This is a genomic window from Acidovorax sp. Root219 (assembly GCF_001428665.1).
GTDB lineage: Bacteria > Pseudomonadota > Gammaproteobacteria > Burkholderiales > Burkholderiaceae_C > Acidovorax.
Map to the genome: position 1 here is coordinate 107506 of NZ_LMIJ01000016.1, position 12210 is coordinate 119715.

Here is a 12210-nt window from a genome sequence, read left to right on the forward strand (position 1 = left end):
GCAGGCATTCATGAACCAGCAAGTCCTGACCCAGGGCGATGGCACCGATGCCCTGGGCTCGATGCCGTCGACCAGCAGCCCCTCGTACGCAGACCGCTCGGCACTGCAGACCGCGTTCGACCATTTCGCCTCGCGCGTCACGCGCTGGGCGGGTTCGCCCGGCATCTTCTGTGCGGCGTTGATCACTGTAGTGCTGTGGGCGGCAGCCGGGCCCATTTTCCACTTCTCGGAGAACTGGCAACTGGTGATCAACACCGGCACCACCATCGTCACCTTCCTGATGGTGTTTTTGATCCAGCAGAGCCAAAACAAGGACAGCGTCGCCATCCACCTCAAGCTCAACGAGCTGCTGGCAGCCAACCGTGAGGCGAGCAACCGCATGATAGGCATCGAGGAGCTTGACGAGCAGGACTTGCGCGACGTGGCCAGCTTCTATGTGCGCCTGGCCGAACGGGCCAAGGTCGCTGGCTCCAACAAGGAGGTGCACTCCATCGACGAAGAGGGCATGCCTGCCTCGCAGGCCGACAGGGCGCAGGGCGGCCCCCACACACAGATGGGGCAGTGAGCTAGGCAAAACGTGCTGTAGCAGCCTGAAACGCCGGTATCCAATCGATTCACTCACAGGCGGTTTGCCTACATGGGTACGCACCAAAACGGAACACCTTGCGCATTGCGTGCTGCCTACCCTTGGGGCATCTCAACAGGAGGCACATGCCATGACCACCACCGCCTATGAACCGGGCTCCGACCGACTGGTCGCACAACCATTGGAGAGTGAAGTTTCTCTGCGAAACGCAAGCGGCGTGAGCTGGGCGGCCATCCTTGCAGGTGCCGCAGGCGCTGCTTCGCTGTCGCTCATCTTGCTCGTACTTGGCACCGGGCTCGGGCTGTCATCGGTATCACCGTGGGCGCAGTCGGGCATCGCTGCCACCACCTTCGGTATCTCCACCATCCTGTGGATCACGTTCACGCAGATCGCTGCGTCCGGCATGGGCGGCTACCTCGCCGGGCGGCTGCGGGTGAAGTGGGTGGGGGTGCACACCGACGAAACCTATTTCCGCGATACGGCCCACGGCTTTCTGGCCTGGTCCGTGGCCACGCTGGTGACGGCAGCCATGCTGACTTCGGCCATCGGCTCCATCGTGGGCAGCGGGGTGCAGGCGGGTGCGGCCGTGGCGGGTGGCGCGGCCACCACCGCAGCCGCTGCCGGTACGGGGGCCGCCGCTGCAGCTGCCGGCCAGGCATCGCAAAGCGACTCGTCGCCGAGCTACCTGGTGGACTCGCTGTTCCGCAAGAACGTGGCGGCGGCCGATCCGGCTGCACCCGCATCGGCACCCGTTGCAGCGGACGCTACCGCCGCGCCGGCCGCGTCGAACCCGCAATCTCCACCCAACTCCACCGCCGAAGTGGCACGCATCTTCGCCAACAGCCTGACCGCTGGTGCTCCACTGCCGGCGGAGGACGTGAAGTACGTCGCCCAGTTGGTTGCCCAGCGCACCGGCATCCCGCAGCAAGAAGCTGAAAAGCGCGTGACCGACACCTACACCAAGGCCCAGGCCAAGCTGGCCGAGGCCAAGGCCAAGGCCACCGAAGCGGCAGACACTGCGCGCAAGGCCTCTGCCTATGGTGCGCTGTGGCTCTTCGTGTCCCTGCTGGTGGGTGCCTTCGTCGCCAGCTTTGCTGCCACCTTCGGCGGCCGCCACCGCGACCTGTAATCCCCACAGCCAACTAACCCCCCAAGGAGTTTCCCATGCGTTCTCTGCTCTTGTTGTTTCTCGGTGTTCCCATTCCGATCATCATCCTGATCGCTATCTTCCTTCGCTGACCAGCAAGAGAGCCTTCGGGCTCTCACCTTTTCTGGCGGAGGCGCAGCTCCTGCAGCCGAACGACGTTGATACGTGTGACAGCGCTGTATCCCCCGCCTCGCCGTGAGCGGTGGGTAATCTGGGCTTTGGTTCCCATGAACGATCTCAGCCACATCGTCGCTGCAAGAGTGTGGCCGGCTGCAGCATGAAAGACTTCAAGATCCGCTCTCATGAACGAGCATTGCACCGAACCATCTCACGGACATGATCAAGACGCTTTGGAATTGCGCGTTGTGCTCCTGGAAAATGTGAACCCTCATATCAGCATCTTCTACAGGCATGCAGTGACCGGAATCCCTCTCCGGCATCCCGCACTGAAGCATCGCCTCAAGGGGCCGCTGGTCTGCTTGGCTGATTGCGCCAAATTGGTCGAGCACGAATCAGAACGCACCACCGACCCAGCCCTCACTCCTCCACCGCACGTTTCGCCTCTTTGCGCTTCTCATAACCCCGCATCAGTGGCGTGACCGAGACCCCGTGCAACAACATCGACACCAGGATCACCGCCAGCGTGATAGCTAGCAGCCGCTGGGCGATGACGGGCTGCAGGTCGTGGGTAATCGCGTACATCAGGTAGTACACCGAGCCGATGCCGCGGATGCCGAACCAGGCGATCAGCCGGCGCTGTGATCGCTGCATCCGAACCCCCACCAGCCCGGCGTAGACCGCCAGCGGCCGAATCACGAATAGCAGCAGCGGCACAAACCACAGCACCTCGGCGCCAAAGTCCACCACCGCGAGCAAAGCACCGACCACCAGCACCACAGCCACTTCGGCAAGGCGTTCGAGCTGGGCGTTGAAACGCTCGACCGACTCCATCAGGTAAGTGGGCAACTCATCAATGAGCGGCGTCTCGGGCGAGCGCTCGGCGGACTGCGCATCGTCCTTGGCCTTTTGCTCCTTCATGGCAGGCTCGACGTCTTCAACCTGCCCCGGCGCCACCTGTGCCAGCGGCTGCGCGGCCACGCGCCGCAGCGCTAGCCCCGCCGCAAACACGGCCAAAAAGCCGTAGGCGTGGCACAGCATCGCCACCCCGTAGGCCAGCCCGATGAGGCCCAGCACCATGAACTCATCCGGCCCCAGCGCCTCGCGCCGACGGATGCGCAGGTACAGGATGGCGCGGCCCACGACGGCGCCCAGCGCAAAGCCGATGCCCACGCCACCCACCACGGCCCAGAGCACGTCCACCGTCCACCAGCGCCAGCCGCCGTCGCCCAGGTCGTGCAGCGACAGCATCCCCAGGCCTAGCATCACTATGGGAAAGGCCGTTCCATCGTTCAGCCCTCCCTCGCCCGTCAGACCAAAACGCAGTCGGTCGCGGTCTTGCGGGTCTGAAACCTGTACGTCCGACGCCAGCACCGGATCGGTGGGCGCCAAAATTCCGCCCAGCAGTACGGCAGCGCCCAGCGGCAAGTTCAACAGCCACACGCCAACGGCCGTGATCGCTCCCACGGTGATCAGCATCGACACCGTGGCCAGCTGCAGCGGAATGCGCCAGCGGGCGTCGCGCAACGGCAGCTCCAGCTTTAGGCCCACAGTAAATAGCGAGATCAGGACTGCGACTTCGGTCAGGCGCTCGATCAGCCCTGCGTCCTTGATCGGATCGAGGGTGAGCAGCTCCAATCCCCAAGGGCCGATGCACACGCCCACGCCCAAGTACAGGATGGCCGAGCTGAGCGGAACGCGCGCGATGAAGGAACTGGTCAGCGTCATCACCACGAGCAGAAGGCCCACCAGCGCAAAGCTAAGGGCTGGGAGCAGTGCTTCGTTCATTGGCTGAACGCAGCCTGTGGGCCGGCACCGGAGGTCTTGAAACGCGGGCTGCGGTGTCCGGCGGCGACGTAACGGGCGACACGATCGCTCCAGCTCGCTGCCGCGACGTGGGGATTGAGTGGGTTCGGGGCTGAGTGCATGTGCCAGATTGCAAGCCGCACCGCGCCATGGATGCCAGCGTGGGGCGCAATTGCCTGTCAGATCGGGCCGCGATAGGCCTGTTGTAGCCGGACGCTAAGATCCGGTGAATTCGTGGCAAAGGACAGCGTCGGGCACGGTCTCGACGCGCCCGTCGTTGACGCCCAATTGGGTGAGGCCTCGCATGGGGTTCATGAAGTTGAAGGAGGGCGGCATGGCCAGCCAGCTGTGCCACGAACGCTCTGCGCTGTAAATACCTGCTGGGCGTAGAACTCCCTACCCCGTATGAGGCCTACACGCGTACGCGGTGATGGACCACAACAATACGAGGGGTTCCCGCGCAGCGGGCAGTTGATCGCGCGCAAAATCGATCCACGCATGCAAGATGGCGGCGTGGTTCTCGGTGATGAATACGGCAAGTCGCATAACGCATTGTCCCTCGCGACACCTAACCGATAGATGGTGCGATGGCCTACGAAATGCGTGAGAAAGCACCTACGTAAGCAAATATGGGCGGATCGCAAAATTGCGACCACCCGGGATCCCCGCGCGTGGAGAAGATCAGCATGGCAACTGGAAGCCGCACCCTCTGGAAAGGTGCCATCACCTTTGGCCTCGTCCACATCCCGGTGGGCCTGCACACAGCCGCCACCAGCGAGGGTGTGGACTTCGACTGGCTGGACAAGCGCACCATGGACCCGGTTGGCTACAAGCGCATCAACAAGCGCACCGGCAAGGAAATCGACAAGGACAACATCGTCAAGGGCGTGGAATACGAGGACGGCAAGTACGTCATCATCAGCCCCGAAGAAGTCGAAGCGGTGTTCCCCAAGACAACGCAGACGATTGAGATCGAGCGCTTCATCGACGCCAACGAGATGCCTTTCATCTTCCTGGAACGGCCGTACTTCGTGGCGCCAGTCAACAAGAGCGACAAGGTGTATGCGTTGCTGCGTGAGACGCTGATCGCCACCGGCAAGATCGGCCTGGCCAAAGTCGTCATCGCCACGAAGCAGCACCTGGCCGCGCTGGTGCCTTCGGGCCCGGCACTCGTACTCAATCTGCTGCGCTGGGGCGACGAGGTCAAGGGCTTCGACTCCCTGGAACTGCCGCCTGCCGGCGCAAAGAGCGTGAGTGCCGCCGACCTCAAGATGGCCAAGCAACTCGTCGCCGAGATGTCCGGCAAATGGAACCCCGACGACTTCAAGGACGAGTTCCGCATCCAGGTGATGAAGCTCGTCGAGAAGAAGGCCAAGCCCGGGGAAGGTAAGACCGTGGTGGAGCCCGAAGAGGAAGCGCCACAGTCTGGTGGCGAGGTGATCGACCTGACCGCGCTGCTCAAGCGCAGCCTGAAGGGCGGCGCCACGGAAGAAGCGAAGTCCCCTGCCAAGAAGGCCCCCGCGAAGAAAGCAGCTGCCAAGAAAACACCAGCAAAAGCCGCCCCTCAAAGAAAAGCCGCCTGAAGGTCATAGATCACCAACCCCAACGAGACGACCATGTCCGATGACAAGACCAAGACCGGCGGCCAGGACCGCACCCGCATCAGCCTGACTGAGGACTACGAAGTGCGCGACTGGGCCAAGAAGTTCGGTGTGACCGTCGACGAGCTCAAGGCCGCCGTAAAGGCCGTGGGCAACGACGCCAAAGCAGTCGAGGCGCACCTGAAGGGCGGCCGGTGAGCATTCGGTGCGCGTTGCGACCTGGAACATCAACCACGTCAACAAGCGCATAGAGCTGCTTGTCGATTGGCTGCGCCGCACGCAGCCTGACGTCGTCGCGTTACAGGAGCTCAAATGCCCTACGGCGCAGTTCCCCACCGCGGCCATCGAAGCGGCGGGCTATAGCGCCGTAGTGGTGGGCCAACGCGCGTGGAACGGTGTGGCCCTGCTGTCTCGCAGGCATGAGCCCTTGCCGGTGATCACCACACTGCCCGGCGACACGGCGGACAAGGAGGCACGCTACGTAGAAGCCGCCATCAACGGCGTACTCTACGCCTGCCTGTACCTCCCCAACGGCAACCCGCAGCCCGGCCCCAAATTCGACTACAAGTTGCGCTGGTTCGAGCGCCTGCGGCTGCGCACGCAGGAGCTGTGGGATTGTGGCTACCCCGTGGTGCTGTTGGGTGACTGGAACGTTGTGCCGACCGATGCCGACATCTACAAGCCCGACACTTGGCGCGACAACGCGCTGCTGCAGCCAGAGCCTCGCGCGGTATACGCCTCCATCTTGGCCCAGGGCTGGACCGATGCCATCGCACAGGTGCACAAGAAGGGTGTGCCCTTCACCTTCTGGGACTATCGCCGCAAGCGCTGGGAGCGGAATGCCGGCCTGCGCATCGACCATATCCTGGCAGGGCCGATGCTGAAGGTGGTGGACGCCGGTGTAGACCGCGACGAACGTGGTCAGGAAGGCGCCAGCGACCACGCCCCCGTGTGGGCTGAACTGGCGGTGCAGAAGAAGGCTCCCGCACGCCGCAAGACCTTTGCGGAAGCCAGCCCGGCGCCAGCGAAGATGTCAAAGGCCCCGCCGGCATCGGCGCCCGACACCCCCCTTGCCAAATACAACGCGAAGCGCGACTTCAGCAAGACCGCAGAGCCGGCCGGTGTGCACAAGCCCATTAGGCGCGGCAAGAAGGCAGTCCCATCGGATGCGCTGCACTTCGTCATCCAGAAGCACTGGGCCTCGCGCCTGCACTACGACTTCCGGCTGGAGCTCGATGGCGTCATGGTCAGTTGGGCCGTGCCCAAGGGGCCGTCGTACGATCCGGCCGCCAAGTCCATGGCGATCCACGTCGAAGACCACCCGATCGACTACAACACCTTTGAAGGCTCAATACCCAAGGGCGAGTACGGCGCGGGCAAGGTCATCGTATGGGACCGCGGCACATGGGAGCCCGTGGGCGATCCGCGCGACGGCTTGGCCAAGGGCAAACTGATGTTCAAGCTGCACGGCCAGAAGCTGGCCGGGTTGTGGGAGCTGGTGCGCATCTCCAAGACCGGCGAGAAAACGCAGGACCAGTGGATGCTGTTCAAGAAGCGCGGCGACGCATGGGCAAGGCCAGGCACCGAGTACGACGTGATCACCGCGCTGCCTGATAGCGTGGTGGACAAGCCCCTTGGATTGATCGAGGAGCGGGAGCCGAGGGAAGCTACAGCACCCCGGCGCACAAGCGCAGCGGACACCGACACCGCACTGAAGGCGGCCCGAAAGGCCAAGCTGCCCGCCAAGCTTGCGCCTCAACTCGCCACTCTTGTGTCCTCCGTGCCGGAAGGGGACTGGGTAATCGAGACCAAGTTCGACGGCTACCGTGTGATGGCACGCATCGACGGCGACGACATACGCATCTTCACGCGCAACGGCAATGACTGGACCGACAGGCTGCGCCCCATCGCCGATGCTGTTGCCCAGCTGGGCCTGACCAGCGCCTGGCTGGATGGCGAAATTGCCGTGCTCAGCGACGCCGGCATCCCCGACTTCAACCGCCTGCAGAACGCCATTGACAGCGCCCAGGTTACCGACATCGTGCTGTTTGTGTTCGACGTGCCCTTCCTCGGCGACATTGACCTGCGCGCTGTGCCGCTCGCAGCGAGAAGGGCCGTGCTCAAAGAGCTCTTTGACGAGCGTGAGAGCGATACCGTGCGCTTCAGCCAGTCGTTCGACGTGGCGCCTGTTCAGTTGCTGGGAGCTGCCTGCCAAATGGGCTTGGAAGGCGTGATGGCCAAGCGCGCAGACGCACCCTATGTGTCAGGTCGCACCGATACCTGGGTCAAACTCAAATGCCAGCATCGTCAGGAATTCGTGGTGTTGGGCTTCACCGTACGCGCAAACGCCACCAAAGAGGTGGGCAGCCTGCTCCTGGGGTACCACGATGACGGGCAGTTGCGCCATGCGGGTTCGGTTGGTACGGGCTGGGATTCGGCTGCGGGAAGGGAGCTGCACACCCGCCTGTCCAAACTGGAGGTGAAAACGCCGCCGGTGAGTGCGGCTGAGGTCAAGCCGGGTCGCTGGTCCAAGCGCAGGGCTGGGAGCGAGAGGTGGGTGAGGCCGACCATGGTGGTGGAGGTCGCCTTCGGCGAGTGGACGCCCGACCAGCATATCCGCCATGCGGTCTTCCGAGGCATCCGCACGGACAAGCCAGCTAGCGAGATCGTTCGGGAGCGAGCCAAGGCGGCGCCCGCAAACGCAGGCCCCATCGCGGCCGCCACGCCAAAAACGAAGTTGAAGGCCAATAGGCTGAAGATCAGCAACCCGGAGCGTGTCATCGATCCCACGACCGGGGTGCGCAAGATCGACCTGGTGCGCTACTACGAGAGCATTGCCGAACGGATGCTGCCGCACTTGAAAGACCGGCCGGTGTCGCTGGTGCGCGCGCCCACCGGCATCACCGGAGAGTTGTTCTTCCAGAAGCATTCCGAAAGCAAGATGCCCGGCGTCAAGGACCTGGACCCTGCCCTGTGGCCTGAGCATGCAGCGTTGTTGGCGGTCGATTCAGCGCAAGGGCTGATCTCCGCGGCGCAGATGAATGCCGTGGAGTTTCACACCTGGAACTCGAGGATCGCGCGGATCAACCAGCCGAACCGGTTCATCCTCGACCTGGACCCGGGCGAAGGCGTGACTTGGCCCATGCTGCAGGAGGCGGCCGAACTCACGCGGGTGATGCTGACCGAGCTCGGGCTGGAGAGCTGGCTCAAGACCAGCGGGGGCAAAGGCCTGCACGTCGTGGTCCCTATCACCCCGAAGCTCGATTTCGATGAGGTGAAGGCGTTCTCGCAGGCCGTGGTCAAGCACATGGCCAAGGTCATCCCGTCCAAGTTCGTGGCCGTCATGGGCGGCAAGAACAGGGTGGGCAAGATCTTCATTGACTACCTGCGCAACGGGCACGGGCAAACGACGGCGTGCGCGTTCTCGGCGCGGTCACGGCCAGGCATGGGTGTCTCAATGCCGGTGGCCTGGGAGCAGATCAGGGAGCTCAAGGGCGGGGCGCAGTGGACCATCGCGACCGCCCGTGAATACCTGAGCTTCCAGCAGGAGGACCCTTGGCTTGGCTACTGGAAAAAGAAGCAGGCCATCACCCGCGCATCCCAGATCCTCAGTAAAACCATCCCCGACTTGAAACGATCATGACAAGCCCTTCATCGACATCGAAGATCCGCTCTGGCGGTTGCCATTGCGGCGAAGTGCGTTACGAGCTGCAGGGAGACGTGGCCAATGCCACTTTATGCCACTGCACGCTGTGCCGCGCGACAACGGGGGCGCCGGTGGTCGCCTGGTGCAGTGTTGAGGCGATGAATTTTCGGTTCACGCAAGGCTTCCCGCGCAACTACCGGTCAACGCCGCGTGGCATGCGCACCTTCTGCGCCAAGTGCGGCACACAACTGACTTTTCGTGAGGATGGGGAGACGTGCATTGACGTCACGACAGCCAGCTTGGACGATCCGAACGCAGAAGCCGTTTCCCCCCGAGACCAGACCTACGCGCGAAGCCAACTTTCCTGGATGGGTAGCTCGCATGCATTGCCTTACTTCAGCACCACAAGGCAACATGAACGATGAGCGAGATTCGTCCAGTCCGACAGGCATTCAACTGCAGTCTCAATGCCTAGCCCGACGAAAGGCTGTACCGAGGAACGATGCATCCGGGTCCGCGAGCTCCGGCGTTCCGGTCTGACGTTCAGAACCGGCCGATGTGCTACTGCAAGGGTCGGGTCTGACAATATGAATGACGCCCGCGAATTGGAGAACGAACTGCGTCTGACCAACCTCTACGCGTGGAGATCCGATTTGTAGCGCTGGCCTGCTTGCGCCGCCGGGAGCTAATATTGCTTGCCGGCTTCGTCCCCGTGGGCGCGAATGCTGATCGGACTGGGCCTGCGCTGCGCAATGCGGCGCTGACGATACCCTCGCTGCTCGCCCGCGGCACCTCACAACGCTGTTGATTGCAAATCTGCCCTTGAAGGGCAACGCTGCTTTGCAGGCATGCGCCGCACCATGACATCTGCTGAAGGAGCCGTCCGACATGAAGCCCAGAAGGCAAACGTTAGCGTTGCTTCCATCACACGCAGGAGGCCGAAATGGCGACCGAACAGAACCATGCCACTACTTCTCGCAACTTGGCCGGCGAGTTTCCCCAACCTGTTTCGCCATGGGAGAACCGTGGGCTACTTTGGGCCGAAGTGGTGGCGACGGCAGCTTTTGCCATATGGCTGCTCATAGGTGGATTGGTTCCTGAGGAAATTGCCCGGGTCGAGGCGGGGGCCCGGGCGCAGACAGCGCAGTCAGCCATCTCGATTTCAGTCGCCGCAACCGAGGTGAAACCATGACCGGCTTTAACCGTTTGCTCGAAGCGCGAGGTGTCCGGCGATGATTGCGGTTGTCGTTCCCGCTCACAACGAAGAAGAACACATTGCGCAATGTCTGCGCTCCCTTACTGTGGCAGCCCTATGCCCCACCTTGGCGACCGAGCCGGTGATCGTCATCGTAGTGCTCGACGACTGCTCTGATGGCACTGCGCGCATTGCCCGAGGGTTCGCGCGTGTGCGGACCGTACAAAGTCGGGCTCGCAATGTTGGCGCGGCCCGTGCAATTGGAGCGCAAGCGGCACTGGCTGCCGGGGCGCGATGGCTTGCCTTCACCGATGCGGACAGCGAGGTAGCGCCCGATTGGATCAGTCAGCAGCTCGGGTTGCAGGCAGACGCCGTTTGCGGAACGGTACAGGTGCGCGACTGGGGCGCACACGGCGATGAGGTGCGCGCAAGTTTCCAATCGTTTTACCAGGACTGCGATGGCCATCGACATATCCACGGCGCCAATCTAGGCATCACGGCCGACGCCTATCACCTGTCCGGCGGTTTCCTACCACTGGCCACGGGCGAGGATGTAGCCCTGGTACACCGCCTGCTGGAGCGGGGTCTGTCGATTGCGTGGACTGCCGCAGCGCGCGTGACCACCAGCTCTCGAAAGCATTTTCGGGCACCTGGAGGCTTTGGCGCCACGCTGATGCAACTGAGCGGTGCCCTGGTGACGTCGTCTGCATCCTGAACTTCGACGGAGATTTCAACCATGGATGACTGGCTTGACTGGGTACAGTGGCCCGCTTTCGTGGCATCGGTGCTGGCTGCATGGCTGGTCGGTTCCAACGACGCCAGTCGCCGCAACGTCGGGTTCTGGGTGTTCCTTGCAAGCAATGTCCTGTGGATGGCTTGGGGCCTGTATACCCATGCCATGGCGCTCATGGCGCTACAGGTGTGTCTGGCTTTCATGAACATCAGGGGTCTGTTCAAAACCGAAGACAAAAAAGATGACGAGGGCTAGCCGCCACATCCCGCGAACCCGTCACGACATTCGGCCGCTGAGCGTGAGGAGTTCCGGGACGGTGCCTTGCACCGACGGTTGCGGATGCAAAATGGCTCAGTAAAAATCAATGCCAGGCGCTTGACTCCATCCCTCGGCTACGCAGGTCTGTTCGGGCTGGGCGCAGAAAGCGCGGCGCGGCCATATCCGGTGATCTCGCGAACGCTCGCTGAGCCCGCCTTGCCCACTTCGGGTAGATCTGCAACGACCATGTCGGCCGCTGCAAGTACCCTCAGCTTGTCGATTTGTGCCACGCCGCTCACTTCCAGCGGGAGCGACCCCCGAGAGATTTCGCGCAAGTATTCCAGCGGCATACCATCACCCCCGAAGAGTTCTCAGGCATCGCATGGTAGCAAAAAGGACAACGCGAAAATGCCGATGAACGCGCGCACGAGAGAGTTCCATATGCCATCACGGCATTTGGAAGAACGCCACTTAAGGCGCCCGGGCGAGGCACCGGGCAGGATGACTTAATACTACTCGCGACGACCCTCTCGCTGGGCTACGCTCTCCCGCGCGCTTGACCAGATGTCCAGGCAGAAGTCCGCATCACACCACTGGGCCACACGCGGCATCTGAAGGTGTCCGTGCATGATCTCGTGCACGCGCGCCCCGCCCAACGGGAAGCTGTCGAATGGATGTAGCCAGTGACAGGAAGCAACGGTGGCAGCCGAGCCAGAAGCGAGCAGAGTGGCGCGGCATCGCTGTGCTAGACGCTCGATATCGGTCTCTTGGAGGTAGTACAAGAACTCGCCGAGCACGATCAGTTCGAAGCGCCCCTGAGGCCATTGGTTAGGCACCCAGCCTTGTGCGACCTGGGCGTGGGCGAAGGGCTTGAGCCGGTTGGCCGTGTACTCCACTGCTCGCACTGCGCCGTCCCAGGCCAGAAGCCGGTCGCAGCGCTGCGCCAAAGCCTCGGAAACAAAACCGCCAGCGCAGCCCGGTTCGAAAATGGACTCGTATCGCGCATGCGGCAAGCTGGCCAACAACAGGTCGCGCTTGCGGGCCTCGTACCAGCTACCCTCGAAATGCCAGGGGTCCGGGCCCCGGGCGAACAGCGGAGGCACCGCTCGCTGATGAGGCGA

11 protein-coding genes are annotated in these 12210 nt (G+C 62.9%); 9 read left to right on the top strand and 2 right to left on the bottom strand.

The window, feature by feature from the left end; genetic code table 11:
- Window positions 1-10 precede the first annotated feature (10 nt).
- Both ASE28_RS18715 and ASE28_RS18720 read left to right on the top strand, forming a co-directional pair.
- Window positions 11-565 (top strand): low affinity iron permease family protein, encoded by a 555-nt coding sequence (locus ASE28_RS18715; protein ID WP_057267978.1) that lies wholly within the window; start codon window positions 11-13, stop codon window positions 563-565.
- 151 nt (window positions 566-716) lie between these two features.
- On the top strand, window positions 717-1715 hold the full coding sequence (locus ASE28_RS18720; RefSeq protein WP_057267979.1) for a hypothetical protein: 999 nt from the start codon (window positions 717-719) through the stop codon (window positions 1713-1715).
- 555 nt (window positions 1716-2270) lie between these two features.
- On the opposite strand, the gene ASE28_RS18730 is transcribed toward ASE28_RS18720, so the two are convergent.
- Window positions 2271-3638: a sodium:proton antiporter gene (locus ASE28_RS18730; RefSeq protein ID WP_057267981.1), complete on the bottom strand. Its 1368-nt coding sequence runs from the start codon at window positions 3636-3638 to the stop codon at window positions 2271-2273.
- Between the two features lie 704 nt (window positions 3639-4342).
- Here ASE28_RS18730 and ASE28_RS18735 point away from each other — a divergent pair.
- The 7 genes from ASE28_RS18735 (at window position 4343) to ASE28_RS18755 (ending at window position 11086) form a co-directional block, all read left to right on the top strand.
- Entirely contained in the window at window positions 4343-5239 is an 897-nt protein-coding gene (locus ASE28_RS18735) for a Ku protein (RefSeq protein WP_057268021.1), read from the top strand.
- Window positions 5240-5272: 33 nt separating this feature from the next.
- Window positions 5273-5455, top strand: coding sequence for a DUF3606 domain-containing protein (locus tag ASE28_RS18740; protein WP_057267982.1), 183 nt, complete (start codon window positions 5273-5275; stop codon window positions 5453-5455).
- Between the two features lie 7 nt (window positions 5456-5462).
- Entirely contained in the window at window positions 5463-8900 is a 3438-nt protein-coding gene (gene ligD / locus ASE28_RS18745) for a DNA ligase D (protein WP_057267983.1), read from the top strand.
- Window positions 8897-9328: a GFA family protein gene (locus tag ASE28_RS33615; RefSeq protein WP_082608145.1), complete on the top strand. Its 432-nt coding sequence runs from the start codon at window positions 8897-8899 to the stop codon at window positions 9326-9328. Before ligD ends, ASE28_RS33615 begins: the two co-directional genes overlap by 4 nt.
- 518 nt (window positions 9329-9846) lie before the next feature.
- Entirely contained in the window at window positions 9847-10095 is a 249-nt protein-coding gene (locus tag ASE28_RS32150; RefSeq protein ID WP_157422035.1) for a hypothetical protein, read from the top strand.
- Window positions 10096-10135: 40 nt separating this feature from the next.
- On the top strand, window positions 10136-10813 hold the full coding sequence (locus ASE28_RS18750) for a glycosyltransferase family 2 protein (protein WP_057267984.1): 678 nt from the start codon (window positions 10136-10138) through the stop codon (window positions 10811-10813).
- 21 nt (window positions 10814-10834) lie between these two features.
- The gene (locus ASE28_RS18755) at window positions 10835-11086 is read left to right on the top strand and encodes a YgjV family protein (protein ID WP_057267985.1); all 252 of its coding nucleotides are present in this window, start codon (window positions 10835-10837) and stop codon (window positions 11084-11086) included.
- A 515-nt stretch (window positions 11087-11601) separates the two neighbouring features.
- Here the strand turns inward: ASE28_RS18755 and ASE28_RS18760 are convergent.
- Complete coding sequence (locus tag ASE28_RS18760) at window positions 11602-12192, bottom strand: SAM-dependent methyltransferase (RefSeq protein WP_057267986.1); 591 nt, start codon at window positions 12190-12192, stop codon at window positions 11602-11604.
- Window positions 12193-12210 lie beyond the last annotated feature (18 nt).

What these genes read in the sequence shown, in the direction of transcription:
- ASE28_RS18715 (WP_057267978.1), top strand. Translation starts at nt 11, where the DNA reads ATGAACCAGCAAGTCCTGACCCAGGGCGATGGCACCGATGCCCTGGGC.
- ASE28_RS18720 (WP_057267979.1), top strand. Translation starts at nt 717, where the DNA reads ATGACCACCACCGCCTATGAACCGGGCTCCGACCGACTGGTCGCACAA.
- ASE28_RS18730 (WP_057267981.1), bottom strand. Translation starts at nt 3,638, where the DNA reads ATGAACGAAGCACTGCTCCCAGCCCTTAGCTTTGCGCTGGTGGGCCTT.
- ASE28_RS18735 (WP_057268021.1), top strand. Translation starts at nt 4,343, where the DNA reads ATGGCAACTGGAAGCCGCACCCTCTGGAAAGGTGCCATCACCTTTGGC.
- ASE28_RS18740 (WP_057267982.1), top strand. Translation starts at nt 5,273, where the DNA reads ATGTCCGATGACAAGACCAAGACCGGCGGCCAGGACCGCACCCGCATC.
- ASE28_RS33615 (WP_082608145.1), top strand. Translation starts at nt 8,897, where the DNA reads ATGACAAGCCCTTCATCGACATCGAAGATCCGCTCTGGCGGTTGCCAT.
- ASE28_RS32150 (WP_157422035.1), top strand. Translation starts at nt 9,847, where the DNA reads ATGGCGACCGAACAGAACCATGCCACTACTTCTCGCAACTTGGCCGGC.
- ASE28_RS18750 (WP_057267984.1), top strand. Translation starts at nt 10,136, where the DNA reads ATGATTGCGGTTGTCGTTCCCGCTCACAACGAAGAAGAACACATTGCG.
- ASE28_RS18755 (WP_057267985.1), top strand. Translation starts at nt 10,835, where the DNA reads ATGGATGACTGGCTTGACTGGGTACAGTGGCCCGCTTTCGTGGCATCG.